The organism is Pseudomonas sp. B22129, from assembly GCF_044218875.1.
GTDB lineage: Bacteria > Pseudomonadota > Gammaproteobacteria > Pseudomonadales > Pseudomonadaceae > Aquipseudomonas.
This window is the reverse complement of the sequence record NZ_CP162592.1, coordinates 5,762,893-5,789,510: the sequence shown is the minus strand read 5'-3', so window position 1 is coordinate 5,789,510 and position 26,618 is coordinate 5,762,893. Positions and strand designations below refer to the sequence as shown.

19 protein-coding genes are annotated in these 26,618 nt (G+C 59.8%); 4 read left to right on the top strand and 15 right to left on the bottom strand.

The genetic code is table 11. The annotated features are described in order from the left end of the window. Positions 1–16: 16 nt before the first annotated feature. Entirely contained in the window at positions 17–715 is a 699-nt protein-coding gene (locus tag AB4P94_RS26175) for a CoA transferase subunit A (protein ID WP_395608183.1), read from the bottom strand. A 133-nt stretch (positions 716–848) separates the two neighbouring features. Between AB4P94_RS26175 and AB4P94_RS26170 the strand changes: the two genes are divergently transcribed. Further along, positions 849–1,754, top strand: a complete 906-nt coding sequence (locus tag AB4P94_RS26170) for a LysR substrate-binding domain-containing protein (RefSeq protein ID WP_395608182.1) — start codon at positions 849–851, stop codon at positions 1,752–1,754. 72 nt (positions 1,755–1,826) lie between these two features. Here AB4P94_RS26170 and AB4P94_RS26165 read toward each other — a convergent pair whose 3' ends face one another. The 6 genes from AB4P94_RS26165 to AB4P94_RS26140 form a co-directional block, all read right to left on the bottom strand. Continuing rightward, positions 1,827–2,156, bottom strand: coding sequence for a hypothetical protein (locus tag AB4P94_RS26165; protein ID WP_395608181.1), 330 nt, complete (start codon positions 2,154–2,156; stop codon positions 1,827–1,829). A 605-nt stretch (positions 2,157–2,761) separates the two neighbouring features. Further along, entirely contained in the window at positions 2,762–3,607 is an 846-nt protein-coding gene (locus AB4P94_RS26160; RefSeq protein ID WP_395608180.1) for an NAD-dependent protein deacetylase, read from the bottom strand. An 8-nt stretch (positions 3,608–3,615) separates the two neighbouring features. After that, positions 3,616–4,056 (bottom strand): CBS domain-containing protein, encoded by a 441-nt coding sequence (locus AB4P94_RS26155; protein ID WP_395608179.1) that lies wholly within the window; start codon positions 4,054–4,056, stop codon positions 3,616–3,618. A 129-nt stretch (positions 4,057–4,185) separates the two neighbouring features. Beyond that, positions 4,186–6,135, bottom strand: coding sequence for a DNA topoisomerase III (locus AB4P94_RS26150; protein WP_395611392.1), 1,950 nt, complete (start codon positions 6,133–6,135; stop codon positions 4,186–4,188). Between the two features lie 228 nt (positions 6,136–6,363). Beyond that, a complete protein-coding gene (locus tag AB4P94_RS26145) occupies positions 6,364–7,986 on the bottom strand; it encodes an MFS transporter (protein ID WP_395608178.1) in 1,623 nt (540 codons plus the stop codon). A gap of 65 nt (positions 7,987–8,051) precedes the next feature. Next, positions 8,052–9,698 carry a GMC family oxidoreductase gene (locus AB4P94_RS26140; protein ID WP_395608177.1) on the bottom strand — a complete coding sequence of 549 codons (1,647 nt, stop codon included), beginning with the start codon at positions 9,696–9,698 and terminating at the stop codon, positions 8,052–8,054. 323 nt (positions 9,699–10,021) lie between these two features. Here AB4P94_RS26140 and AB4P94_RS26135 point away from each other — a divergent pair, with 323 nt between their 5' ends. Then, positions 10,022–10,915, top strand: coding sequence for a LysR family transcriptional regulator (locus AB4P94_RS26135; protein ID WP_395608176.1), 894 nt, complete (start codon positions 10,022–10,024; stop codon positions 10,913–10,915). Between the two features lie 123 nt (positions 10,916–11,038). Here the strand turns inward: AB4P94_RS26135 and AB4P94_RS26130 are convergent, their stop codons facing one another. The 4 genes from AB4P94_RS26130 to AB4P94_RS26115 all read right to left on the bottom strand — a co-directional run bounded on the left by AB4P94_RS26130 (position 11,039) and on the right by AB4P94_RS26115 (position 16,081). Beyond that, entirely contained in the window at positions 11,039–12,898 is a 1,860-nt protein-coding gene (locus AB4P94_RS26130) for a DUF3857 domain-containing transglutaminase family protein (protein ID WP_395608175.1), read from the bottom strand. A gap of 147 nt (positions 12,899–13,045) precedes the next feature. After that, a complete protein-coding gene (locus AB4P94_RS26125) occupies positions 13,046–14,146 on the bottom strand; it encodes a DNA alkylation repair protein (RefSeq protein ID WP_395608174.1) in 1,101 nt (366 codons plus the stop codon). 19 nt (positions 14,147–14,165) lie between these two features. Further along, positions 14,166–15,512 (bottom strand): glutamine synthetase family protein, encoded by a 1,347-nt coding sequence (locus AB4P94_RS26120; protein WP_395608173.1) that lies wholly within the window; start codon positions 15,510–15,512, stop codon positions 14,166–14,168. An 11-nt stretch (positions 15,513–15,523) separates the two neighbouring features. Continuing rightward, the gene (locus AB4P94_RS26115; protein WP_395608172.1) at positions 15,524–16,081 is read right to left on the bottom strand and encodes a helix-turn-helix domain-containing protein; all 558 of its coding nucleotides are present in this window, start codon (positions 16,079–16,081) and stop codon (positions 15,524–15,526) included. Positions 16,082–16,379: 298 nt separating this feature from the next. Here AB4P94_RS26115 and AB4P94_RS26110 point away from each other — a divergent pair, with 298 nt between their 5' ends. Continuing rightward, a complete protein-coding gene (locus AB4P94_RS26110) occupies positions 16,380–16,838 on the top strand; it encodes an REP-associated tyrosine transposase (RefSeq protein ID WP_395608171.1) in 459 nt (152 codons plus the stop codon). Positions 16,839–16,913: 75 nt separating this feature from the next. Here the strand turns inward: AB4P94_RS26110 and AB4P94_RS26105 are convergent, their stop codons facing one another. Continuing rightward, positions 16,914–19,070, bottom strand: coding sequence for a WG repeat-containing protein (locus tag AB4P94_RS26105; RefSeq protein ID WP_395608170.1), 2,157 nt, complete (start codon positions 19,068–19,070; stop codon positions 16,914–16,916). A 75-nt stretch (positions 19,071–19,145) separates the two neighbouring features. Continuing rightward, positions 19,146–23,366: a dermonecrotic toxin domain-containing protein gene (locus AB4P94_RS26100; protein ID WP_395608169.1), complete on the bottom strand. Its 4,221-nt coding sequence runs from the start codon at positions 23,364–23,366 to the stop codon at positions 19,146–19,148. 173 nt (positions 23,367–23,539) lie between these two features. Between AB4P94_RS26100 and AB4P94_RS26095 the strand changes: the two genes are divergently transcribed. Beyond that, complete coding sequence (locus tag AB4P94_RS26095; protein WP_395608168.1) at positions 23,540–24,733, top strand: MFS transporter; 1,194 nt, start codon at positions 23,540–23,542, stop codon at positions 24,731–24,733. Here AB4P94_RS26095 and AB4P94_RS26090 read toward each other — a convergent pair. Then, positions 24,696–24,968, bottom strand: a complete 273-nt coding sequence (locus AB4P94_RS26090) for a DUF1652 domain-containing protein (RefSeq protein WP_395608167.1) — start codon at positions 24,966–24,968, stop codon at positions 24,696–24,698. The two genes, AB4P94_RS26095 and AB4P94_RS26090, sit on opposite strands and share 38 nt — an antisense overlap. A gap of 101 nt (positions 24,969–25,069) precedes the next feature. Next, entirely contained in the window at positions 25,070–26,566 is a 1,497-nt protein-coding gene (locus AB4P94_RS26085; protein ID WP_395608166.1) for a PAS domain S-box protein, read from the bottom strand. Between the last annotated feature and the right edge of the window lie 52 nt (positions 26,567–26,618).

Sequence of the window (26,618 nt, the reverse complement as noted above, 5' to 3'; positions counted from 1 at the left end):
TCGGGCTGGAGGCGGGTTATTTGCGGACAGTGCGCTGTTCGATGCGCTTCTCGAAGGTGCCGCAAATAATCCGGTCGACGTAAATGCCAGGGGTATGGATATGCGCCGGATCCAGCTCGCCCGGTTCAACGATCTCTTCGACTTCGACCACGGTGATCTTGCCGGCGGTAGCGGCCAGCGGGTTGAAGTTCTGGGCGGTGTGGCGATAGATGACGTTGCCGAAGTGATCGGCTTTCCAGCCTTTGACGATGGCAAAGTCGCCGGTGATGGATTCTTCCATCAGGTACGGGCGGCCGTTGAACTCGCGGGTTTCCTTGCCCTCGGCAACCGGGGTGCCGACGCCGGTGGCGGTGAAGAAGGCCGGGATGCCGGCGCCGCCTGCACGCATTTTCTCTGCGAGAGTGCCTTGAGGGGTCAGCACCACTTCGATCTCGCCGCTGAGCAGTTGCTTCTCGAACAGGGCGTTTTCACCGACGTAGGAGGCGATCACTTTGCTGATCTGCTTTTCCTCCAGCAATACGCCCAGGCCAAAACCATCGACGCCGCAGTTGTTGGAAACCACGGTCAGGTCGCGGGTGCCTTTGCGCTTGATCTCGGCGATGAGGTTTTCCGGAATACCGCACAGGCCAAAACCGCCGGAGAGTACGGTCATGCCGTCCTCCAAGCCTGCCAGCGCTTCTTCATAGGACGCCACGCGTTTATCGAAACCTGCCATATGCACCTCTTTTATTGTTTGTGGTCCAGCCAGTGACCTGAGTGTTGCGCTGACGGATTGATTTGTTAAGTTGTTTTTTAAGGTTGATTGATTTAAAAAACAGCATAGTCGATTCACCCTCCGGAGTAGCGCCATGACCGTCAAACAGATGCGGGCTTTCCTGGCCGTGGCCCAGAGCCTGAGTTTCGCCGCTGCCTGCGAGCGGCTGCACCTTTCCCAATCGGCGTTGAGCCTGACCATCAAGGGGCTGGAGGAAGGGCTGGGCGGGCGCCTGTTCAGCCGCAACACGCGCAACGTGGCGCTCACCCCTGAAGGTGAATCCCTGTTGCCTCTGGCAAGGCGGTTGATTGCCGATTGGGACAATGCCGAAGATGAACTGCGTCAGCGTTTTACCCTGCAACGCGGGCGTGTGACGGTGGCGGCGATGCCGTCTTTTGCGGGGAACCTGCTGCCGCCAATCCTGAAGATATTCCGCGCACGTTACCCTCAGGTGAATGTAACGGTGCACGACTTGATCAACGAGCAGGTGCTGGAAATGGTCCGCGACCGTCAGGTCGAGCTGGGCGTGGCGTTCGAACCGTCCGAAGGTTCGTCCCTGGCGTTCACGCCGCTGTATCTGGACCGGTTTATTGCTGTGGTGCCGGGGGATTCGGTGCTGGCACAGTGCGAGGAAATCGACTGGAAGACCCTGCTGGAGCAGCCCTTCATTACCCTGCAACGGCCGTCCACGGTACGGGTGATGCTGGAGGAGCACCTGGGCGCCTTGCAGATGAAGTTACCGGTGGCGCTGGAAAGCCATCAATTGGCGACGGTGGGGAAGATGGTTGCCAGTGGTTTGGGCGTCAGCGCCGTTCCCGCGTTGTGCGCGAGACAGATGGAGGAGGCGGGCGCCCATTGCATCACCCTGAGTGACCCGGTCATTGAGCGGCCGATTGGCGTACTGACCAAGCCCGGGCATGAACTGTCTGCGGCGGCGCAGGTGTTGTTTGATATTTTTTGCGATGAAGCCAGTAAGGGGCGGTTTCCCGCTTTGTTATAAAGTTAATCAGGATTGGATATTAAAAAGCCCGCTCGAATAAACGAGCGGGCTTAAATGTTTAAGGCTGTGTTATCAGCAGTATCTATCAATGACTTTAACGTTCGACTGGCCTTTGAGGTGCTGCCATTCGGTATTAAGTGTATGAAAGACCTGTTCGATAAAGTTGCGATCGGCAGCCGCCTTTTTGCCCACATAGCCCTGGCCACGGCGGTACATCTTCAGGCGTGCCGCCAGTTCACGGTGGTTACGGTCGAACTCGGCTTCTTCGGCGTGGGGCGCCAGGCAGTCAATTTGGACTTCGCCCGATTTGCCAATCCACAGGATATGGTCGTCGAGTGTGTCTTTCTGCGCTGCGAACATCTCAGCCAATTCATCGATAGTTGGTTGGTTGTTCAGATTCATGTGTAAGCCCCTTGACCAGTTGGCGATCTATCAGTTGGTTCGTTAAAACTGCTTAGTTGTCTCCGGTTCCGAAAACCGGGCGTCAGTGACGGTCTGCCGAATACGGGCAGGGTCTTGAACCTGATGCATGTAGTCTTGCTGATGAACTGCTACGCAATGGTTTCATAACGAAGACAAGAGGCGTTTGAGCTCCTTGTACCGAACCTTTCAGGCCGGTCAGCTTCATCAATCTGCCTTGTGGGCAGTGCACATCCGGAAAAAACAGCTCGGCGGTCAGACGAGCTCTTTCAAAACGCTTGTTACCAACGCTCCCGATCCGGGAGACGTCTCGATAATGCAAGGACAAAAAGGTTACGTCAACGATTATGTAGTGATTATTTTTGATCACTACATAAATCGCTGTGGGGGCGGGAGAATGCCGGAAAACGTGACTTGTGCGTCATTTTCTGTGCGCTGGGTCGAAGGATATCGATGGATGATTCAGCACAGAAAACCTGTGGGAGCTGGCTTGCCTGCGATAGCGGAGTGTCAGTAAACAAATACCTGGCTGGCCCACCGCTATCGCAGGCAAGCCAGCTCCCACATTTGGATGGGGTGTGTTCTCGTTACTGCATTCGCTCGACTAACAACGGTAACAACCGCTCGCAAGACGCCTCGATCTTGACCTGCAACAACTCATCCCCGCGGGTCTTGCCCAGGTTGATGGCGATGACTGGTTTGCCTTGCTCGACCATCGCTTTGCACAGGCGAAATGCCGAATAGGCCATCAGCGACGAGCCCACCACCAGCAAGCCGTCAGCGTGCTCCACTGCGGCCATGGCCCTTGCTGCTGTTGGCGGGGCGACATTCTCGCCAAAAAACACGACATCCGGTTTCAGCCGCTCGCCGTTGCAATGGGGGCAGTGAGGGACCTGGAAGTGTTCTTCAAACGTCGGGTCGAGCAGGGTGTCACCGTCGGGGGCCTGAACGGCATGAACCTGCGCGAGGTACGGGTTATCGATTTCCATCTGGCGCTGAATCATGTCCCGGGCACTGCGCAGTTGGCAGTCCAGGCACAGTACCCGGTGCAGGCTGCCATGCAGCTCTATCACACCCTGGCTGCCTGCCTGGTCGTGCAAGGTGTCGACGTTTTGCGTGATGAGCCCACTGATGCGCTTGCGTTCCTGAAGTGTCGCCAGTGCCAGGTGGGCCTTGTTCGGCTGCGCAATGCGCACCCGAGGCCACCCCAGCATTGCCCGGGCCCAGTAGCGGCGGCGCGCTTGCGGGGTGGCCAGGAATTCCTGGTACATCATGGGGGCCTTGCCCCGACGCACGCCCTCACTGTCGCGGTAGTCCGGAATACCCGACGACGTGCTGATCCCTGCACCGGTCAGCACCAGAAAGCGCCGTTCGGCCATGGCCCGGTGCAGGGTATCGAGGTGGTCCTCTTGATGTTCCAGGGTGTCGAGCATGGGTTCCCCTATTCGCCGCGGATGTACTGCTCCAGCTGTTTGATCAGCTCTGCCTGCTCGGCAATGGCTTCCTTCACAAGGTCGCCGATGGACAGCAGGCCCAGCAGTTTGCCGTCTTCGACCACGGGCAGGTGGCGCAGGTGACTGTCGGTCATGATGTTCATGCATTCATCGACCTTTTTATGGGTGTCGACGGTGATCACCGGAGAACTCATCACTTCATGGACCTTGGTGGTGACCGACGACAGCCCCTTGAGCATGATTTTACGTGCGTAATCACGTTCACTGATGATGCCTACCACCACGCCATCCTGTACGACCGGCAAGGCGCCGACGTTTTTTTCCGACATCCGGACCAGTGCTTCAAACACGGTGTGGTCGTGTTTGATGACATGGACTTCCTGATTCTTCTGGTCCTTGGCTTTGAGCACTTCTGCGACGGTTTTCATGGCGGCCACTCCGGTGTTGTTGTTAGTAGACACGGTCCCCTACAGAATCCTAGACGGCCTGTGGCGGAGCAAGGTCCAAAGCGGCATCAAACCCGTCGAAAAACGTCATTCACCGGATTTTTTCGATGTTTACCCGGCGGTTGAGGGCTTTTTCGCGCGCTTGGGGCTGGCTGCCGTCTTGCGCGGTGCCGCCTTGCGTTTCTTTTTCCAGGGGACTGCGCCTCGACCGGCCGGGCTTGCCGGGCCGGTAATGGTCATGCGCATGCCGTTGCAGCGCGCCACCTGCTTACTCATCCAGGCCGCCTGTTTGGCCACGAATTCCTCCAGGCTCATTTCACCGCTTTGCACCATGTCCAGCGCTTGCTCCCAAATAGCCGTGGTGCCCGGGTCGGCAATGGCGCGGGGCACCGCATCGATCAGGCTGAACGCCGCTGGCGTGGCTGACAGTGCCTTGCCGTTTTTCATCAGATAACCACGGTCCAGCAGCCCCTGGATGATCCCGGCGCGAGTCGCTTCGGTGCCGATGCCGGTGGTGTCCTTGAGTTTTTGCTTGAGCAGCGGGTCCTCCACCAGTTTGGCGACGTTTTTCATCGCCTTGATCAGGTCACCTTCGGTGAACGGCTTGGGTGGCTGGGTCCAGAGGTCTTTGAGGTTGACCTTGGCGACCGCGTAATCCTGGCCCTGTACCAGCATCGGCAAGGCTTGCGGTGCTGGCGCTTCCCGCCCTTTCGCCGGTGCCAGCGCTTCGGGCAAGGCGCGTTTCCAGCCCGGTTCGATCACGACTTTGCCCACCGCGCGCAGCGCAAAACCCGCGCAGTCGAAATCCGCTTGGGTGCGGTCGTATTCATGGTTTGGCAGGAACTGCGCCAGATAGCGCGCGCGAATCAAGGTGTAGACCGCGCGATGTTTACCGGCGAGCTGGCTGACATCCTTGCCTGCGCCGGTAGGAATGATGCCGTGGTGAGCGCTGACTTTGGCGTCATTCCATGCCCGTGAGCGCCGTTGAGCGTCGATATGCGGCATCAGCTCATTCACCGTCGCATCCGCGCGAGCCAGCGCTGAGAGGATTTTTGGCGCCTCGCTGTGCTGGCTCAGTGGCAGATAACCGCAATCGCTACGCGGGTAGGTGATGGCCTTGTGGGTTTCGTACAGTGATTGGGCGATGTCCAGGGTTTCCTGTGCGCCGAGGCCGAGCTTTTTGGAGCAGATTTCCTGCAAGGTACCCAGGTCGAAGGGCAGGGGGGCGACCTCGCGCATACGCTCGGTTCGCAGCTTGACCAGCCGCGCTGTGGCGGCGTCTCGCATCGCATCGGCAGCGTCCCGGGCCAATTGCGGGTTGAGGCAGCGGCCCTGATCGTCACAGGCATCCTCGGCGGCGCGCCATTGGGCGGTGAAGGTCATGCGTTCGTGGCGAAGGTCGACATCGATGGCCCAGTAAGCCACCGGTATGAAATCGGCAATGCTGCGGTCGCGGTCCACCACCAGCCGCAAGGTGGGTGTTTGCACACGGCCCACCGGCAACACGCCTTGATACCCGGATTGGCGCCCGAGCAAGGTAAACAAACGGCTCATGTTCATGCCGATCAGCCAGTCGGCGCGCGAGCGACCCAACGCCGAGTGATACAGGCTGAACGTCTCGACGCCGGGCTTGAGCGCCGCGAGCGCCTTGCGAATGGAGGCATCGTCCAGCGCCGACAACCACAACCGCTGGATCGGCCCGCGATAACGGCAATGCTCCACCAGCTCGCGGGCGATCATTTCGCCTTCACGGTCGGCGTCTGTGGCGATTACCAACGCCTGGGCTTCCCCCAGCAGCCGTTTGACGGCCTTGTACTGGCTGGCCGTCTTTGGCTTGACCTGCATCTTCCATTTTTCCGGGACAATCGGCAGGTCAGCCAGTACCCAGCGTTTGTATTTGGCGTCGTAGGCGTCGGGCGGGGCGGTTTCCAGCAAATGGCCGATGCACCAGGTGACCGTGACCCCATTCCCCACCCAGCAGCCGTCGCCGCGGCGGCTGGCGCCAAGAACGGCCGCGATATCCTTGGCCTGGGAAGGTTTTTCACAGAGGTACAGCTGCATGCTCATCACATCAGATCGGGTTGATGCCTTGCAGGATGCTCAGTCGAAGAGCTTAGATCAACCATTATCTGTATGGATGTACAGCAATTTGTGTGATCACCGCAAAACAAATGTGGGAGCGGGCTTGCTCGCGAATACGGAGTATCAGTCAACTCATCTGTGACTGATCCACCGCCTTCGCGAGCAAGCCCGCTCCCACAGGGGATCTCCAGTGTTCAGGAGATCGGGTCAGTTCTTATCAATATCCACATGCCGGGTTTCTTTGAGGCAGAACAACCCCACGATGAGGCTCACCCCGGTCACCGCCACCGGGTACCACAGGCCGTAGAAGATATCGCCGGTGTAGACCACCAGGGCAAACGACACGGTTGGCAGGAACCCGCCAAACCAGCCGTTACCGATGTGGTAGGGCAGCGACATCGAGGTGTAGCGGATACGCGTCGGGAACAACTCCACCATCAAGGCCGCCAAGGGGCCGTAGCACATGGCTGCGATCAGGATCAGTGCCACGATCAGCACCACCACCATGGTTTTGTTGACCTGCGCCACATCCGCCGAACTGGGGTAGCCGGCCAGGGTCACGGCACCGCGCAGGGCCGCTTCGTCGAAGCCATCAATGCGCACGTCACCCACGCTCACCTGCACCGGGCTGCCTGCCGGGGCAGCGCTGCTGCTGTAGGGCAGGCCCTGCTTGACCAGGAAGGTTTTGACCTTGTCGCACGGGCTGTCAAATTTAGCCTTGCCCACCGGGTCGAACTGGAAGGTGCACGTGGCTGGGTCGGCCAGTACGGTGATCGGCGCCTGGTGGCTGGCCTGGTCCATCGCCGGGTTGGTGTAGTGCGCCAGGCTTTTGAAGATCGGGAAGTACAGCGCGGTGGCCAGCAGCAGGCCGAGCATCAACACCGGTTTACGCCCGACCTTGTCCGATAGCCAGCCAAACAGAATGAAGAACGGTGCGCCGATCACCACGCTGATGATCAGCAGCATGTTGGCCAGGGCCGGGTCCATTTTCAGGAACTGGGTGAGGAAGAACAGCACATAGAACTGCGCCGCATAAAAGGTCACCGCTTGCCCGCCGTTGATGCTGAACAGTGCGATCAGCACGATCTTGAGGTTTTCCCATTTGCCGAACGAATCGCGGATCGGCGACTTGCTGGCCTTGCCTTCCTCTTTCATTTTCAGGAACGCAGGCGACTCATGCAGGCTCATGCGGATCCAGGTGGAAATACCCAGCAGCACAATCGAAAACAGGAACGGAATACGCCAGCCCCACACTTCGAACTGGTCGCCGGTGAAGTAGCGGCAGGCCAACACCACCAGCAATGACAGCAGCAGGCCGAGGGTCGCCGTGGATTGAATCCAGCTGGTGTGAAAGCCGCGTTTGCCCGCCGGTGCATGCTCGGCCACATAGGTGGCAGCCCCGCCGTATTCGCCGCCCAGCGCCAAGCCTTGCAGCATGCGCAACACGATCAGGATGATCGGCGCGGCAATGCCGATGCTTGCGTAGGTCGGCAACAGCCCGACGCAGAAGGTCGCCACACCCATCAGAATAATGGTGACGAGGAAGGTGTATTTGCGCCCGATCATGTCGCCCAGCCGGCCAAACACCAGCGCGCCGAACGGCCGCACCACGAAGCCTGCGGCAAAGGCCATCAAGGCAAAGATAAACGCCGTGGTGTCGTTGACCCCGGCAAAGAACTGCTTGCTGATCACCGCCGCCAGGGCGCCATAGAGGAAAAAGTCATACCACTCGAACACCGTCCCGAGAGAGGAGGCGAAGATGACCTTCTTTGAGTCGTTACGGGTGCTCGCGTCCATCGCCGAGCCCAGGGGTTGAGCATGTTCTGACATCGGGTATCCCTCACAGTGATTATTTATTGTTGTTCCACTGTCGGCGCCCGGTGGGGCGCCGCTATTCAGATTGCATGAGCCGGTTCTTTCTCGGGGGCAAGGTTCCTTGTGTTCGGCGAAAGGATCATGTGCGCGGCTTTCTCCGCGATCATCAGTGTAGGTGAGCAGGTGTTGCCGGACGTGATCCGTGGCATCACCGAGGCATCGGCGATACGCAGGCCGGGCACGCCATGGACGCGCAGTTGTGCATCGACGACAGCGCCCTTGTCATCACCCATGCGGCAGGTGCCCACCGGATGGAAGATCGTGGTGCCAATGCGCGCAGCGGCTTCGTGCAGTTGCTCTTCGGTTTGCAGTGAGTCGCCGGGCAGGTATTCCACCGGTTTGAACGGGCGTAGGGCTGGCGCGCCGACAATGCGGCGAGTCAGGCGGATGGCATCGGCGGCCACCCTCAAGTCTTCCGGGTGGCTGAGGTAGTTAGGCCGGATCAGTGGCGCATCCCCCGGGTTCGCCGAGCGGATATCGATACGGCCACGGCTTTGCGGGCGCAGGTCGCAGACCGATGCGGTAAATGCCGGGAAGGCGTGCAACGGTTCGCCGAAGCGCTCCAGGGACAGCGGCTGCACATGGTACTCAAGGTTGGCCGAGGTTTGCTCCGGGCCGGAACGGGCAAACGCGCCGAGCTGGCTGGGCGCCATCGACAAGGGACCGCTGCGGTCATACAGGTAGCGCAGGCCCATGCCCATCTTGCCCCAAACGGTGCCGGCGATCTGGTTCAGGGTGCGGGCGTTTTCCAGTTTGTAGATCAGCCGCAGTTGCAGGTGATCCTGCAGGTTGCCGCCCACGCCGGGCAGTTCATGCAGCACATTGATGCCCAAGGGTTTGAGTATGTTCGAGGGGCCGATCCCCGAGCGTTGCAGAATGCCCGGCGAGCCCACGGAGCCTGCGCACAGCACGATTTCCTTGCGCGCCTTCCAGCTCACCTGCTGCCCGTGCTGACGCCCGACCACTGCAGACGCCCGGCCGTTTTCCAGCACTACGCGGTCGACTTCCACTTCAGTCAGCACCGTAAGATTCAGGCGATGACGGACCGGTTTGAGAAACGCCTTGGCCGCATTCCAGCGCACCCCGGCCTTCTGGTTGACCTGAAAGTAACCGCTACCTTCGTTGTCGCCCTCATTGAAATCGCTGACCGATGCGATGCCACTTTGCGCCGCCGCGTCACGAAAAGCGTCCAGAATCGGCCAGTGCAAGCGCTGTTGCTCGACACGCCATTCACCACCGTCGCTGTGAAACTCGGAGTCACCGGCAAAATGGTTTTCGCTTAGTCTGAACAGCGGCAGCACATCCTTCCAGGCCCAGCCTGCATTGCCTTCTGCGGCCCAGCCGTCGTAGTCACGGGCCTGGCCGCGCATATAGATCATGCCGTTGATCGACGAGCAGCCGCCCAGTACCTTGCCGCGCGGATAACTCAACGCACGGCCTTGCAGGCCTTCCTGGGCTTCAGTCTTGAAGCACCAGTCGGTGCGCGGGTTACCGATGCAGAACAGGTAGCCGACGGGGATGTGGATCCAGGGGTAGTTGTCGCGGCCACCGGCTTCGAGCAGCAACACGCGGTGGGCGGGGTTGGCGGACAGTCGATTGGCCAGCAGGCAGCCTGCGGGGCCGGCGCCTACTACCACGTAATCGTAATCAGCAGCTGCAATGGGCATCTGAGGTCTCGCTTGTTTTTCTTATTGGCCCCATCCTAGTTGTTAGTTTTCGTCTTAAAAATGTTAGTTTTTACCCAGCTGCTGTGCGTTTTTAAACAGCAGCATCGGTTGCGCGGCCTCTTGTGGTGAGCGAGCTTGCTCGCGCTGGGGCGCGTAGCGGCCCCTTGAAGGGTCGCCGTTGTCTTTCTGAAGTATCGGGGGCTCAGGTTTTAGGGCCGCTACGCAGCCCAGCGCGAGCAAGCTCGCTCGCCACAACAAACTCGCTCACCACAAGGTGCGGGGCAGGGCTCGGGAAATACGTATGTCCAAGGGAGTGAGGCGACATGTTCGACTGGAATGATCTGCGGTATTTTCTGGAACTGCAGCGCAGCGGGCGCTTGCTCACCGCCGCGCAGCGCCTGAAAACCACACACGCCACCGTGGCCCGGCACATTGAGGCTATAGAAAAAAGCCTCGGCACCGCGCTGTTTGTGCAGCACGCCCAGGGCTACGAGCTGACCCCCGCCGGCGAGGCCCTGCTCAAACATGCCGAAGCCATGGAAAACGTCGCACTCCTGGCCGAAGACGAACTCACCCATTCGGCCGCGCCCTTGGGCAAGATCCGCCTCGGTGTGGCCGAAGGGTTGGGCGTGATGTTCCTTGCCAGCCGCATGTGCGGGTTGTTTGAGCGCTATCCCGGGTTGGAAGTGGAGCTGGTGGCCGTGCCGCGCTTTGTCAGCATCCTCAACCGCGAAGCGGAAATCAGCATCCACCTCGAACGCCCCAGTGTCGACCAGCTCGTCACACGCAAACTCACCGACTACCGCCTCGCGCTCTACGCCAGCCGCACTTACCTGGACCGCCACCCACCCATCGAAAAACGCGAAGACCTCGCGGCCCATGCGTGGATCGATTACGTGGATGATTTGTTGTTCAGCCAGGAGCTGAAGTTTCTCAGCAGTTTTTGCCGCAACCCACGGGTGGTGTTTCACAGCACCAGCGTAATTGCCCAGCACCAGGCGGCGCGCTCAGGCTTGGGCATCGCCGTGTTGCCGTGCTTTATGGCGGCGGGCGACCCGGACCTGGTGCCGTTGCTGCCGGGGGAGGGGATATCGCGCAGTTACTGGATCAGCTCGCGGCGGGAATTGCATAAATCGGTGCGGCTGCGGGTGTTGTGGGATTACGTGGTGGAATTGTGCGTGCGGGAGCAAGGGTTGTTGCTGGGCGAGTCCAACTGACACGATGGATTGAAAATGTGGGAGCTGGCTTGCCTGCGATAGCGGTATCTCAGCGATAAATGTGCAAGCTGACCCACCGCTATCGCAGGCAAGCCAGCTCCCACCTATAAACCGCGTCGGGGGTTAGAGTTTCACCACCTGATGCACCTGTTCCGCGCATGCTCGTGCGTCGTCAATCATCTTGCCAAACGCTTCGCTGGCAATTTCAGCATGGGTCAGCCAGCGTTTTTTCTGAGTCAGCAGGTAGTGGTAACGCAATTCACCGTCCTTGCGTTGCCCTTCCAGCACCAAGTCGTACCACGGCGAGCGGACCTGGCAGCCGGGGATGGCTTTTTCCATCTGCCCGCCGGTGAGGGTGATGGTGTAGTCGGTGATTTCAGGGTTGCCCAAATACAAATCGGCCTGTTGCCCGTGGCGGCGGTAGTTGATGAAACCTTCCCACTGCGCCTTCAGCAACGGGTCGGTGTAGACGTAGTCGTTGGCCAGTTTTTCAAGGGCGCGCTGGTCGTTCAGTCGGGCGTTGACGGTGTAGCCGTCGTGCACCACAAACGCGGTGGGTGGGCGGGTGATGTGGCAGTCGCTGATGTCGTTGCCGAAGTTGGCGCAGATGTTTTGGTCGGTAGCGGTGCTGCCTTGCTGGCGGTCGGCGACGCTCAGGTGCATCAGCGGCAGGCGGCTGAAGGTGATGGTGGCCTCGATTGCGCCATTGCCCTGTTTATCCAGGTGCACTGTTTTGTCCAGGCGCAGGGTGGTTTCGGGGCGTTCCAGCGGGATGTGTTCTTCGCGCACTTCACCCTTGGCATTGTTGACCAGTACCCAGCGGTCCTGGATGTCGGGCATCACCTGGCCCGGGGCGAACACCGGGTTGGTCGGATCGAGCCACCAGACCTGGCCGTCCACCTCGGCACGCACGATGGCGTGGTTCGGCGCGTTGGTGCCGGGGATCAGCAGGGATTCGACCACATCACCACGGCTGACCCACGCGGTTTCGGCGTGGATACCGCTGGCCTTGAGCATGGCGGTCAGCAGGGTCGCCAAGTCCTTGCAGTCGCCGTAACCGTGCTGTTCGATCTCTGCCAGGTTGAAGGGTACATAGCCGCGGTCCGAAGCGCGCCAGTCGCCCAGGTAGCGGTAGTGATCGTTGATGTGCTGCATCAGCGCGGCGACCTGCTCGGCGGGTGGCAAGCCTCGCGTGGCAGCCACCGCAGCGGCACTTTGCGGCGGCAGGCCGGCGCCGAGGATCTGGTTGTAGCGCTGGGCGAAGTCACCGAAATACGCTTGGCGATCCAGAGCGCTGCCTACTTCCAGGCGCGGAATAACCAGCAGGGCGGCAATGGAAGATTCGTTGATGTAGTTGAAGTAGGTCGGGGTTTTTTGCACCACGTCCAACGTTTTGCCGTCAGCGGATGGCGTCACGTTGAAACCGTCGAACAGCTCGCTGCGCCACTGGATCGGCCGCTCGGCGGTAAAACGCGCCTTGAAGCGGTCGCGGCGGGCGGCGCTGGGGCCGAACTTGAGGGCGTAGTGGAATTGGGTCATCAGCGGTTTGGCGGCACGGTGTTCGCGCACGGTGTAGTGAATTTGGGTGCCGACACGCAGGTTGGGAAAGGCCAGCGACGTCTGCTTGTCGCGGCTGAAACCCTGGTCGGGGTTGGGCGCGGTGCGTGTGTCGATTTGCGCGGCGCCCAGCTTGACCGGCTTGGCGCCGGGTTGGGTGGACTCGGCGCTGATCACTTCAAAGGCGTCGCCTTCGGAGTAGTCGAAGTCGATGCGCGAGAGCATTTCGCGGCCATTGGGCTTGAGGATTGTGTAGCGGTAGGTGGTGGTGCAGTCGGTGCTGGCGTCGCGGTTGAAGTGGCAATGCAGCTCGGTGTCGCTGGCCAGCGGGGCTTCGGCCAGGGGTTGCAACGCTGCGCAAACGCAATGGGAGACGAGCCCCAGGCTGATGGCAAGCAAAGGGCGGTGAAACGAAAAACGGTACATGGGCGCCTCGGGTGACACATTGAAACAACTACCCGTCGGGTAGCGAGAAGGCGGCGGATGATAATGGATCGCAACTGAAAAATCCAGGATTGTTCGACAATCCTGATAGCTGAAAGGCCCGTTCTAGAGCCTTTTCTTTGATTCAGGTCAGGGTTTCAGCAGTTCGAACTCGGCGCTGGCGAGCTTTTCGCCGTTGATCAAAACATGCACCGCGTGTTTGCCGGGATAGTGCTTGCGAGTGGTCAACTCACGGATATGTTGCTCGCGCCGAATGTGCTGATGCTCGCCCGCGCCGAGGCTGAATGCCTTGAGCTTGAACACTTTGGCGGCGCTGTGACCGGTACTTTTTACGTAGTCGATGGCATAGTCCACCACCAATTTTTGCGCGGTGGCGGCGGTGGATTCAAGGGTAAAGGACAGGTTGATGCGCTCGCCCAGCTTGATCACTGGCGGTGTGACCTCAAGGTTGTGAATCTTTACCTGCGCCCTGGCCCCGGCCCCCATGATCGTCAGCGCGCGGGTATTGCCTTGCTTGATCAGGCTGCGCAAGGCGTGACGGGCAATCCAGGCGGTGTGCGGGTTGTCCAGGGACCAGCCTTCGATCAGGCTCAGCACCCAATCCGGGTGGTCCTTGGTGATGTCGTTAAGGTGGTTGGCCACCGATTTACGCACGTACAGGCTGCTGTCGGCCTTGAGGTTGTCGAGGATCGACGTACACAGTTCGGGGTTGGCCTGCACCTCGGCGAGGCGAAAAGACCACGGCAGGCGAGGGCGCGACCCCTCACTGGCGAGACGACGCACATGCTCGTTGTCATCCCGCGACCAATCCTGCATCACCGCCAGAGTGCGCTTGAAGTCATGCAGCAGGAAGTGGCGGATGGCGAATTCGGACGAGCCAAAGCGGGTGAAAAACTTGAGCGCCGCCATGGAGCGCTTGAAGTCTTCGCGCCCGTAACTCGCCACATAGTGCGGCAGGAACAGGCTGACAAAACCGCTGTTCAGGCGCGGCGCGAGGGCGTGAAGCAACTTGAGGGTCTGCGGATAATCCAGCGGGATCACCGCGTGCAGGCTTTCGCTGACCCGCGCCATGCGCTGCATCACCGACAGCTCGGCCAGCCCGGCGGTGGCGTGTTTGAGGAAACCCATGGCGTCGAAGGCGGGGTACACCGCCGTCATCTCGGTGGCGATGTGCCGCAGGCGTTCAACGTTGAAGATTTCCTTGAGGGCCGGGGCGCTTTGGTCGGTCATCGGTGAGTCCGGTTGAGGGTTAGAGAAACCAGCGATATTCCCGCGCGTTAATCTCTTGCTGGAAGGCCAAGTGATCCTGGCGTTTGTTCTCGCAGTACACGTCGACAAATTCGCCGCCCAGCTTATCGCGCAATACCGGTTGGTGCCTCATCGCGCGTACAGCGTCGAGCATTTCCAGGGGGAAGTCGGTGCCGCTGGTGCGGTCCTCGTTCAAGGGCGTGATGGGCTCGCGCTTGGCCTCAAGACCGTGCTCCAGGCCAACGAGAATTGCTGCCAGCACCAGGTAGGGGTTGGCGTCGGCACTGGCCAGGCGGTGCTCGATGCGCAGGTTGCGCGGGTCGGACTCGGGAATACGCACGCAGGCGTCACGGTCTTCAAAGCCCCAGCTAGCGCGGGTCGCCGCGTTGACGGTGCCGCCCAGGCGGCGGAAGGCGTTGTGGTTCGGCGCGAAAATCGGCATGCAGTGGGGCAGCAATTCCAGGCAACCGGCCACGGCGTGACGCAGCGGTTGCTGCTGGTGCGCGGCGAGCAGGTTGTTGCCCGCACCGTCATACAGGCTGACATGCACATGCATGCCGCTGCCGGGGTATTGCAGGTAGGGTTTGGCCATGAAACTGGCGCGGTAGCCGTGTTTGAGTGCCACGCCACGGGTGCTGCGGCAGAACAGGGCGGCCCAGTCGGCGGCGCGCAGGCCGTCATCGAGGTGGCCGAAATTGATCTCGAACTGGCCGGGGCCGATTTCGGCGGTGATCACCGTGATGTCGATGCCCTGGTCCTTGGCAGTTTGGGCCATGTCGTCGAGCACGTCACTGAAGCGCGACAGACGCTCGATGTGCAGGTTGGGCTGGTCGTCGGCATCCTCGCTCAATGGGTCGCGGGCAAACTGCGGCAGGCCGTTGTCGAGTTTTTTGTCGAACAGGTAGAACTCCAGCTCGAACGCCACCACCGGGTGAATGCCTTTGTGTTGCAGGCGCTCCAGCACCTTGGCGAGCACTTCGCGGGGTTCGAATTCGATCGGCGCTTCGGTGCCGTCGGAGGTGATCAACATTTGCCCCAAAGGCTGCGATTCCCAGTTCACCGGCTTCAGCGTGCCGGGTACCAAGCGGCGGTTGGCATCCGGATCGCCATCGTTGAAGCAATAGTCGCCAATCTTGAACAGCCCGCCCTGAACCCCCAGCAGCACGGCGTTTTGCGGCAGCTTCAAGGGGCTGCCGGCGGCGACCTTTTCCAGCATCTCCACCGGGTAGCGCTTGCCGTAGAAATGCCCGGGAATGTCCAGGGCGATCAGGTCAACGTAACGCACGTCGGGGTGGTTCTGGCGGAAGGTCCGTACTTCGGCCAGCAACGTGGAGGAATGGCTTTTCACGGGTGTTGCTCCTAGTTGTAAACCCACAGCACGCGGGCGGGCAGTTCGGTCAGGTTGGCATAGCGGCAGTGGGCGAAACTGGCGAGGTGGAAGCTGTCGCCGGCGCCGAGCGTTACCGAATCGGCTTCGCCTTCGACCCACAGCGTCAGTTCACCTTCGAGCACAAAACCGGCCTGTTCGGCGCGGTCGCTCATGGTCTGTTCGCCGCTGTTGGCACCGGGTGCCAACAGGCTGTCGAGCATCGAGAAAGCGCCGTTCATGCTGGGCGAGACGAGGATGTCGGTGATGCCATTGGCGTAATACACCGTGCGCCGCTCGTTGGGGCGCGTGACCCATTCCACCAACTTGGGCTTGGGCAGGCTGTAGAAGTAGGTGGTGGGCACGTCGAGGGCGTGGCTGATGGCGGTGAGGTCAGCCACGGTGGGGCGTGACAGACCGCGCTCGACCTGGGACAGAAAGCCCACCGAGCGCTCGATCTTCTGCGCGAGCTGGGCGAGGGTGAGCTTCTTGTGTTTGCGCAGGTCGTGGATCAGCACGGCGAGCGCGTCGAGTTCTTCTTGTTTGTTCATGAAATTCATGTCGAATAATTTCATGAAAAATTACAGGATTTATTTCATGTCGGCAATCGCGATCAGCTTTTTGTGGCGAGGGAGCTTGCTCCCGCTGGGCTGCGAAGCGGCCCCAACCGCTTCACCGCGTGCATCCAGGTAGTCATCGGTCGGGGCTTTTGGGGCTGCTGCGCAGCCCAGCGGGAGCAAGCTCCCTCGCCACAGGGGGCGTGGACACATAGGGAAACTGTATTGCGCAGGGTTGTGGGTGCTGACTGCTAGGTTGAATGGGCACTCATCAATTTAAGCGAGCAAAGGATTGCCACAACCGCTCAATTCTCATTTGTTACGACGTGGGCGTTTTTCAGAGTCAGGTCGTGCCTATTTGGTGACGGCCGTGGTTTATCAGCGGCGTCCCCTGTTTACTGACTTCCGTTTGGGAAGGTTACTGGTTGCGGAGCTTAAGCAGGCCCATGATCTCGGGCTGATCAGCTCTCTGGCTTGGGTGATCATGCCGGACCACTTCCACTGGCTGTTTGAGTTGCGAAGCGCAACGTTGCCGCAGGTGATGAAACGTGTGAAGTCGCGCAGTACGTTGACGATCAATCGAGCCTGCGCAGCCCATGGGGCTTTTTGGCAAAGTGGTTATCACGACCAAGCAACGCGGGCTGAAGACGACTTGATCCGGATCGCCCGTTACATCATCGCCAATCCTTTGCGAGCCGGCCTGGTCGAACATATCGGCGATTACCCACTGTGGGACGCAGCATGGCTATAACCCTGGCCCGCCTTTTGTGGCGAGGGAGCTTGCTCCCGCTGGGCTGCGAAGCGGCCCCAATCTTGATTAAGGCGGTTATTCGCGCTCGTAGCTATCGACCTGTACCCCATCGGCATCAAACACATTTACGCGGTTTTCCTCGGTTTCATCCCAGATGCTGTACGTGGCGTCATTGCTGTTGGTCGGCGTGTTATAGGTGGTGTACGCGCCGAGTTTTTTCACCACGGCGTTGTTCCTGTCAATCAGCACCAAACCCTTGAAGCCTTCCATTTCCGCTGAGGCGAGGTTTTTCTGGAAGGCGTTGAGGGTGGTGTATTTGAGCGGTACGCGCAGCTTGCCTTCGGTGTCGACGGCGCCGTAGCGGTTGGCCTTTTTCACCACGGCCATGCCGTTGGAGAAGGGCTCGACTTCATCGTACGGCAGGTTGATGGACAGGGTTTTACCTTGAGGGTTGATCAGGCTGAATTTGCGGGTTTTGCGGTCTTGCACCAGTTGCGGCTGGCCCCCGATAAACGCGCCGACGGTGGTGGTGCCCGGCGGGTTGAGCTTTTGCAGTTTCAGGGTGTAGACGTCTTTTTGCTGACCTTCGCCCGTGGTGGTGTAGAGGTAATCGCCGATCACTTCAATGCTGGAAAAACGCGGTGCCAGCAGTTCCTTGCCTGCCAGGTTCCACACGCCGTAATCCGCTTCACGCTCGTAGGTTTTCAGGCCCGGGCGGCCAATAAACAGGTCGCCCACCACCTGCACGTTGACGTATTTCATTGGCACCACGACCTGTTGTTTCTTCACGTCGTACACGCCGTAGGGGCCGTTGGTGTCGCGCTCGACGATCATCAGGTTGTCGTTGATCGGTTTTTCGATAATGTCGAACGGCAGCTCCTTGAGCACATTCGTACCGGGCGCAAACGCAAAGTACTTGAAGTGCAGTTCGCTCCAGCCGTCTTTCTGCGCCGTGCTGCCGACCTGCATGTGGTACACGTTCGGCATCTGGGTGTATTCGATGCGCTCGAAGCGTGGCTTGACCACCCACTGGCCCTTGTTATCGATAAAACCGTTTTTGTCGGTGGCGTTGTCGTAGGCGATGTAGCGCGCTTGGGCCGGCACGCTGTTGTGCATCTCAAACGTCTGGGTTTGTGGCTGGGCCGGGTCGAGCAGGTAGATGACGATGCTCGCCGGGGTGTCTTCGAAGTGGTAGGTGGCGTGCACATTGGTCAGGGGGCTGGCGGTGTCCGGCAAGCCTTTGACGAATTGCTCAAGGTGCTCCTGCAATGCGGCACTGGTGGCGTAGCGGGAGATATTGGCCTGCACCCGCAGCAGTTCGTCGTAGTAGGTGCGCAGGTTGGCCTTTTGCTCGGCGGTGGGTGAGGAGTTGGAACTGCTGCCGCCACTGTAGAGGGTTCTGCCCTCGGCCGTCAGGCCCTGGATGACGACGGTTTTGCCCTTGGGTGTGGCCAGCAGCAGGGAGGCGCGGTCGTCCGCCAGAGCCGTCAATTTGTAGGTGTCGCCTTCTTCTCCCGAAGCTTTCGGATGGGCCGCGTCCAGCACGATCTTCCTGAAGGACGGGTAGGTTTGATACGTGAGGGCGACGTTGAGGCGTTCAGCCGGTTTGTTGGTGTTGAGTTCGGCCTTGGCGGCGTCCTGCGCGTCGGCATCTTCAACCCCTGCCGTGGCAAAGGGTTGTTGCGTGCCGTCGCGCCAATATACGGTCTGCACCGCATAACGTTCCTCATGGCGCTGATCCGGCAGGGCGCCGCGCTTGAGTACCTCGCGGATGGGTTCCACGTCCAGCTTCAGCCCCGACTGGTTGTCGAAGAACACCTGATCAAATGTGGGCGTTTGCTGCCGGAGGGCTTCCAGTGCGGCTTTGAGCTGAGCCGCCGGAAAAGGCACGAAAGGCTCGTCATAACGCAGCTCTTTCTTCTCGGTGGGTGCTTTGTCTGCGTTCGACGCCGGGGCGATTTCCAGGCGCAGGCTTTCCATCATTGCGATCTGGTTGATGCTGTCGCGCGCATCGAGCACCAGGTAATTCAGGCGTTTTTTCGCTTCCGGCAGCGTCAGTGTGTGGAGGTCTGCCACATCGCCTTCATTCAGTTGGTCTTCGTTGTACCCGGTACCGCCCACCAGGCCTGTGACCGCCTGCCGGTCGATCAGGTAATACGCCGCGCCGCCGATCGCGGCAGCGACCACCAGCGTGCTGGCGAGGAGCTTGGTTCGGGACAGGGCTGTTTTCATTGTTGTCAGGCTCGCGAAAGGGCTGGCGCAAGGTTAGCAGGCGCGATGATTCTATGCGCCTGCGTCCGGACGGCCTCAGGGCCTGAATATAAACGGCGTCACAACGCCGGCTCTTCGATTTATCCGTAGAACCCCGATCAAGGGCACAAAGTCGCCATTGGCATGTGCCTGGGACGCCATTGCGCGGATCGTTGGCGGCAGGTTTTGAAAGCTGTTTCGCTGAGGGCCGGGTTCGATGTAGTTTCGGTAAGCGAGCGTATTTGACGGGGTTCTGCGCAGCGACAGCCAGTAAACAATGGAGTGGCCTCTGCGCCTGAAGAGAAAATGATCCTGGGCCGCGAGTTCAAACACCTCATACCCGCTGCCTCTTAATAAATTGCTCATCAGGGCGCGGGTTGTCACATCGTTTTGTTGTTGGAAGGCTTGTGCTGCAAGGTTCCCAGCTACTCGAGAAGTGCTCAACTCCAGAAGGGAGAACTCGGTGTGACCGTGGTTTAACGTCCAAAAATTATAGCGGGGTGTTACTGGATGTCTGGAGAGCAACATGAGCGGGTCGCTTGCGGTGAAGGAGGGCATGCTCAACCAGCTTCGCCAGTCACTAATCGTGTTCAACAAACGCAAATAGCCGTCGGTGGTCAGCCCTGCCGGATTGGTGTTGGCGAATAGCGCCTCGGCTATTTGCCGGGTGCTTCGAGAGGCAAAGAAAGGGAACGCCGCTTCAATGTACCGGATCAGAGGGCGCTGATAGGTCACCAGGCTGATCAACCATCTGTTGAGTGAAGGGCTGTAGACCCCGAGGCGGGGTTGGTCGTACAGGTTGTAGTGAAGCAGGTCTTCAAACTCCCTGAACGTGGAGTATCGACGGTTATTCGGCACGATCACTGCGCCGGTTTCTGCACTGCCGCCGGGTAATGTCGCGTAATGCTGCTCACCTATCTGAATATATTCCGGCGCGTTCGGGCCTGACTGTGGGGTGGAGCGGTGCCAGAACTGCGGGCGCTCCTGGACCGTCCTGTGGGTGCTGAGATCCAGGGTTTGTCCCCAATCCAGAAAGCGTTGCTCGGTTGGCGCAGCACTGGGGCTCGGGGCGGGGCCCTGTATCTGGCGGCTTGGCCCGGCGGATGGCTCCACGGGGCTTGGCGTCAGTGTGCTCGACAGGCGCCGCCCTCTGATCAGCGTGTCGAACTGCCCGGGTGTTGCCATCAAGTACTGATGATATTCATCCGGCAGCCTCAGCGAGGTCCTTAGTCGATGGACCAATGACATTTCGAGTTCATGCACCCGCCCGTAAGGGAACACGAACAAGGAAAACACCTGCCGAACCTGCTGCGTATCCAGATAGGGGAACAGGTCCATCAATGCTCTTTCGGCTGCCGTCGGCGTGGGAGCGCCCCCCAACAGGCCCAGGCCTTCACCGCTTAAGCCCGGCGAGCGAATTCCCCATAGGCCCTGACTGTCACGAAAGAGAGGGTCGCCTTTGTAGGCGCTGGGTGCTCGTCGTGGGTCCTTGAGCCGCCACACCTGGGTATCGCTGTCACGGCGTATCGAATACCAGCGGCCCTTGTCCAGCAGGAAATGCAGGGGCGCCTGAAAGGTGTTTGGCTCCACGACATCGCGCACGTAGATGTGATGGGCTTCCCACCCTGCGAGGGATGTTATTCCATCGGGTTTGGTTGCCAACGAAAGCTTTGGATCAAGCCCCTGGCTCGTCGGGCGTAACGTTGCGGCCGCACGTGCGCTGCCCACGCCCACAGCACCGTCGATTACCGCGCCCACCAGTTCGCCGAACGCGCGCACGATAGACTGAGCGGCTGTCGCCCGGTCGCCCACCTGCGCGGCCTCTACGGCATTAATCACTGACAGGATGCTTCTGGCCAGGCCGATCGGCAGCATGATTTTGACCGGCAGAAACATCGTCGCCAGGTCCAGTGCCGCCGTGAGGAGTGTTGTGGAGGATTCGAAGTTGGCTTCCTGGGTACTGGTGGATTGAGCATTGGCATCATTGATGACGGTTGAGGCTTCGACTCGATAGGCCTCTTCAAGGAAGTTGTCGGCAATACGGGTCAACGCTATGACCAGCTCCTGCGCCCCACCGCTCAGGACGCTGCGGATTCTCGCTCGGGCGCTCAACGCTGTGCGTTCGATCAGGTACTCTCGCCAGGCGCTGTGGTTGATGAAGTCACGGCGCATGGCGGAGGCGTCGGCGTATTCGTGAAACACGCGGCCACCGCTTGCTTGCGGCGTATACACCACCATCGAGGCAACGCTGTGTGCGGCCGTGGTAAATACCAGGACGCCACGGACTCGCTCGCCTCTCAATTTCAAGCAGCTGACAATAATTCGGTGTTCTTCGACCTTGCCTCGCTTGTCGTCATCGGTGGGGCCGGCGAGCACGGTCATCACCCAGTTGAAACCCCGGTTCAGCCTGTCTGGCAGGAAGTCGCCTGCTATTTTTGCCTCCAGTGCATCGACGCGCAGCTGCAGGGCCATTACCTGTGTGTAGCGTTGCTGCTCGCTTTTTGCCGCATCGGACGTCACCAGGCGTGCCTTCAGGAACCGTTCGTAGCTATCGCCGATGTTGACCTTGCGCACCAGGTCTTTGACCTGGGCGGTGGACAGTGCAGTAAAGGGCGCTTGCTCGGTATCGGTCAGCCTGGAGAAATTGATGAAATTGAGGTCCAGCCATTCCACATTTTCCAGGGCCAGTTCGGTCAGCGTCCGCTTGCGCGCATCAAATAGTCTGGCGCCCGGCTCTGAAGGATGAGGTTTTCCACCCACTACATAGGCCCCAGCCTGCCGCACCACATAGCTTTTGGTGTGGACAATAATGTCATCCGGGTTGACGGTCAGGGCGTACTCTGCCTCCAGTGCATTCGCCAACTGCTCATTGCTGTAGGCCAGTAATGTCCCCGGGTCGCTGTACTGCGACAGCGATGGCAACCCGCTCGGAGCGTTGAGTTCAATCAACTGATTGCTGTACTCACGCACAGCAGCCTCCCACGCCAGCTTGTCGGTGGAGGACGCCTCTTTCAGGAACTGTTTGAGCTGCAGCTGAATCTGTTTGTGGTGCCTGGCCGCCAACACGCCGCTGGCGTCGAATGCCCGGGCAAGGTCAGTCACGCGGTCAAGGCTGGCGGGCAATTGGGTGCTGTCCACGTCCTCGTTTTGCCTTTGGTAATGCCCCACCATCCAAGTGAATTGTGCGTGTACTTGCCTGTAAATCGAGTCAATACAGTCGCTGAAAATCGACTCTAGCCGTTCGATGTATCGGAATTGGTCGCTCTCTATCTGCTGTTGATGAAAGGCGAGGCCGCTTGCGCGATCTTTTTCCTCCATCAGCCGCACAATGCCGGGGAATTCGCCCGGGCTGTTCAACCGTCGATGCAGTTCACGGTCAAGGCTTGCGAGCGAGTCAAACGCCTCAAAACCGCTACCCGGCAAGAACAACAGCACCTTGCCGACGTTGGCCCCGGGTGTGATGGCGCGCACTTGAAGTGCAGGGCGTTCGCCTTCCTGCCGGACCTGGGCATCGTCCTGGTCTCGAGAGGTGATGAGGAATGCGCCATAGAGGGGAATGTCGGTGGACAATGGGTCTTTGACGGCCAACCCGTACGCGCAGGGCCGATAGCCTGCCAGGGTTGCACGTGATAGCGCATCCGGGCGTCGGGCGACCTGCATAAGTAACAGTTCATCGCTGGTTTCAAGTACGCCGTCAGCTTTGAGCAGCGCGACTTCGGTTTTCATTATTTCAAGGTGTTTTTCCGCAACCCAATCCTTGTGCGAGCGAACATCGGTCGGGCCGATGGGGCCGTTCCAGTAGTCGTCCAGATACGCCTTGAACCTGGCTTCCAGGTTATTGGCCAGGGTATCGAGGAAGGCTTCGAAGGCGACGCCGGTGATACCGGTGACAGCTTCAATGCTGCTCTCTGCGCCAAGGGTGCGATGAAAACTCACCGCTCCAGTGGCATAGGTGATGAGCTTGCCTCTCACGATCCTTGCCGCGACCGCGTCCATCAGCGTTGGCAGCAAGGGCTTAGGCGCGTGCGCATCAGGCTGTTGCGCGAGGGTGTGGGCGTTGATGAAAATGGCGTTCAAGTCGAGGGGGGCGGGTAACGCGGTAAACGCCTGGTCGAATGCCTGCTGCACGAACCGGGAGAACGTGGGTTGCTGTTTAAGTTTGTCGAGTACCTCGTCATTCAATGTCGAGATTTGGCTGGTCAGCCGGGATTTCAACAGGGAGTCCCGGGTGTTCAGAGTGTCCAGCAAGGGGGTTGATGCTGCTGATTCGTAGTGCATGTGCAGTGCCTGATAAAGGAAGTCAGCAGCGATGTTGTCGCATGCCTGGACCTTATGTGGGCTACACAAATATCTCGCGGGAACACTGCTCAGGTACGCCTGCTTTTTGCGCAGGCTTACGTTAAGGTGGCTCGTCGCGACCCCCGTGTTTTCCGTCAAACAATGAGAGCAGGATGCTTGCCACCATAAGAAACTACCCCCGCACCGTGAACCTGTTGCTGGCCGCCACGTTGTTGCTGACGTTGGCCAAGGCGATGACGTTCCCCTACCTGGTCATTTACCTCTCCCGTCACTTTGCCCTCGACATCACGCAGGTCGGCCTGGTGATCGGCAGTTCATTGGTCGTCGGTTCCCTGCTCAGCGTGTATGGCGGTTTTCTGGTCGATCGCATCAATAACTATCGGCTGCTGCTGGCCTTGAGCGGGTTGTTCGTCCTGGGGTTTATCGGCACGGTGCTGGCCGATGGCATCTGGCTGTTCTATGGCTGCCTGATCCTGATCAACCTGGCTTATGCGGTCATCGATATTGCGGTCAAAGCCGGTTTTGCCAGCCTGCTGCCCTTTGATGCGCGCAGCGAAGTGTTCTCCATCAAGTACACCCTCACCAATATTGGCTATGCCGTTGGGCCAGCCTTTGGGGCCTTGGTGGCCAAGCTGGATATCAGCCTGCCGTTTATCTTGTCGGCGTTGCTGGGGGTGGGATTTTTCCTGCTTTATTGGCGTTGGGGAGATCGTACCCTGGCCCCGGTCGAGGCCACGCAAAAGCCAGTGTCGTTCTTTGCCGTCGGCCGCGTGCTGCTGCGCGATCACCGGCTGGTGTGCTTCACGATTGGCGGTTTGCTCAGTGCTGTGGTGTATGGGCAGTTCACCGCGTGGCTGTCGCAATACCTGGTGACCACCACCACGGCGGATTACACCTACACAGTGGTCAGCGCTGTGCTGACCACCAACGCCGTGCTGGTGATTGCCTTGCAGTACGTGATTGGCCGACGCATTTCACACCGTCACCTGAGCCAGTGGCTGATCGCGGGCCTGGGCATGTTCATGCTGGGGTTGGTGGGTTTTGCACTGTCCACCAGCGTGCTGTGGTGGGTGCTGGCGATGGCGGTGTTTACCGTGGGGGAGATTATCGTGTTCCCGGCTGAATACATGTTCATCGACCGGATTGCCCCGGACCACCTGCGGGGCATGTATTACGGCGCGCAAAACCTGTCCAACCTGGGCGCGGCGCTGGGGCCGGTGCTGTGCGGGCTGGTGCTGGCCAGCCTGCCGGCCTACAGCATGTTCTACATGCTGGGGGCGTTTATCGCGGTGGGCGGGGTGTTCTATTTCATTGGGGCGTCGTTGAAGGCAAATCATCCAGGGTGAGCTTGCCCACCGTGTTGCTGTGCAGCTCGTAGCGCAGCTCTTCGACCATCTTTTCCACGTCTTGCGGGGTTTGCAAGCGGTTGGTGCTGATCCCGGTGACCACCAAATCCACCCGGCCGGTTTCGGCGTCGAATACTTTGAGGGTCAGGGACGCATCCCGGCACAGGGTGAATTCGCAGGTCAGGGGCGACAAGCCTTCTTCGATGCAGTTTCTCAGTTGGGACACGGTAAACATCCAGGTTCCTTCAGGGCATCAATGTGATGCCTTGAAGGGTATGGCTTGCCCCCGTTTGCAATAAGGCGAATTCGCACTAGCCGCACTAGTGCATTTGCACTTTACGGCTTGTTTTTCAGGCGCAATTCACCGGCGAACAGCCCGCGCTCACGGGCCCAGACGATGGCCGCGCTGCGGCTGTGCACGTTCAGTTTGGAGTAGACCGTGGCCACGTGGTTACGCACGGTGTTGGGCGCCAGTTTCAGCCGCGAAGCGATCTCTTTATCCGCCAGGCCTTCGCAGATCAGGCCCAGCACATCGCGCTCGCGGGCGGTGAGGTCGGTGAACGCCACGTTCGGCAGGTTGGGGCTGTTGACGCTTTTGGCGTTGGCCAGTTTTTCGATCAGGGTCTGGCTGAACCATGAGGCGTCCTGCATCACTTCTTCGATGGCCGCCACCAACTCCAGCTCCGAGCGTTTGCGCTCGGTGATGTTCATCATCACCAGCAGGTAGCAGGGCACGCCCTCGATGGTCACGGTGTCGGCGGACACTACGCAGTCGATCACCTCATTGCCTTTCTTGCGCACCTTGAGGTCCTGGCCGTCGAGGTTGCCGGCTTTTTCCAGGCTGATGAACATCTGTGCGCGTGCCTGGGCGTTGTCGATAAAGTCGATGTCTTCGATGGATTTGCCGATCAACTCTTCGCTGGTATAGCCGGTGATGCTCATGAAGGCTTCGTTGATATCCACCACCTGGCGGTTGCCCGCGCTGCACACCAGGGTCGGCACCGGCGTGAGGCGGAACGATTTGGCGAAACGCTCCTCGCTCTGGCGCAGAGCGATTTCAGCCTTGCGCCGTGGCTCCAGGTCCATGAACGAAAACAGCATGCAGTCTTCCTCGTTCATGTCCAGCGGCTGGCCGGCGACGATCACCAGTTTGCTACCGCCCTCGGGCAGTTTCAGTTCGGCCTGCATCTGCGGGATGGTCGCGCCTTCGCCCAGGCGCTGGATGGCCAGGTCCTTGCGTTCAGCCTGCTCCAGCACGTCCAGCTCATAGACGGACTTACCAATCACTTGGTCGCGGTTGTAGCCGGTCATCTCCAGAAAGCCCTGGTTGACCTTGATGTAGCGCAGGTCACTGAGGCGGCAGATCACGGCGGGCGCCGGGTTGGCGTTGAAGGTTTTCTCAAAGCGCTGCTCGGCGCTGGCCCACTCGGTGGCGTCGCTGAGGATCAGCACCAGCAATTCCGGCTCGCCATGGGAGTCGGTAATCACCAGGCTGCGCAGGCGGTGGACCCAGGTTCTCTCTTCGTCGTCCAAGGGCGTGACTTCCACCACCACATCGCTGAACTCCTCCCCAGCCGCTGCGCGGGCGAGGGGGTAGTTATCCAGCAGCACGGGGTGGTTATTGCGATAGCGCAGGGCAAAGCGTTCGGCGTATTCCCGGGTGTTGGCCCCCAGCGCCATCACGGCCTCGACGCCATGCATGGTCAAGGCCGCTTCATTGGCCCACAAAATGGTTTGGTCGACTTCGGCCAGGATCACCCCGTCAGACAGCCCGGAGATGATCTGCTGCAGTTGGCGACGGTTGGTTTCCTTGGCAAGAACGTCCTGAGTCATAGGTTCTCCGTGGGTGGGGGGGCGTGAAAAATACGACACCCGGCCTTCAGGA

Coding starts and splice junctions, on each gene's coding strand:
- AB4P94_RS26175 (WP_395608183.1), bottom strand. CDS start 715: ATGGCAGGTTTCGATAAACGCGTGGCGTCCTATGAAGAAGCGCTGGCA.
- AB4P94_RS26170 (WP_395608182.1), top strand. CDS start 849: ATGACCGTCAAACAGATGCGGGCTTTCCTGGCCGTGGCCCAGAGCCTG.
- AB4P94_RS26165 (WP_395608181.1), bottom strand. CDS start 2,156: ATGAATCTGAACAACCAACCAACTATCGATGAATTGGCTGAGATGTTC.
- AB4P94_RS26160 (WP_395608180.1), bottom strand. CDS start 3,607: ATGCTCGACACCCTGGAACATCAAGAGGACCACCTCGATACCCTGCAC.
- AB4P94_RS26155 (WP_395608179.1), bottom strand. CDS start 4,056: ATGAAAACCGTCGCAGAAGTGCTCAAAGCCAAGGACCAGAAGAATCAG.
- AB4P94_RS26150 (WP_395611392.1), bottom strand. CDS start 6,135: ATGCAGCTGTACCTCTGTGAAAAACCTTCCCAGGCCAAGGATATCGCG.
- AB4P94_RS26145 (WP_395608178.1), bottom strand. CDS start 7,986: ATGTCAGAACATGCTCAACCCCTGGGCTCGGCGATGGACGCGAGCACC.
- AB4P94_RS26140 (WP_395608177.1), bottom strand. CDS start 9,698: ATGCCCATTGCAGCTGCTGATTACGATTACGTGGTAGTAGGCGCCGGC.
- AB4P94_RS26135 (WP_395608176.1), top strand. CDS start 10,022: ATGTTCGACTGGAATGATCTGCGGTATTTTCTGGAACTGCAGCGCAGC.
- AB4P94_RS26130 (WP_395608175.1), bottom strand. CDS start 12,898: ATGTACCGTTTTTCGTTTCACCGCCCTTTGCTTGCCATCAGCCTGGGG.
- AB4P94_RS26125 (WP_395608174.1), bottom strand. CDS start 14,146: ATGACCGACCAAAGCGCCCCGGCCCTCAAGGAAATCTTCAACGTTGAA.
- AB4P94_RS26115 (WP_395608172.1), bottom strand. CDS start 16,081: ATGAACAAACAAGAAGAACTCGACGCGCTCGCCGTGCTGATCCACGAC.
- AB4P94_RS26105 (WP_395608170.1), bottom strand. CDS start 19,070: ATGAAAACAGCCCTGTCCCGAACCAAGCTCCTCGCCAGCACGCTGGTG.
- AB4P94_RS26100 (WP_395608169.1), bottom strand. CDS start 23,366: ATGCACTACGAATCAGCAGCATCAACCCCCTTGCTGGACACTCTGAAC.
- AB4P94_RS26095 (WP_395608168.1), top strand. CDS start 23,540: ATGCTTGCCACCATAAGAAACTACCCCCGCACCGTGAACCTGTTGCTG.
- AB4P94_RS26090 (WP_395608167.1), bottom strand. CDS start 24,968: ATGTTTACCGTGTCCCAACTGAGAAACTGCATCGAAGAAGGCTTGTCG.
- AB4P94_RS26085 (WP_395608166.1), bottom strand. CDS start 26,566: ATGACTCAGGACGTTCTTGCCAAGGAAACCAACCGTCGCCAACTGCAG.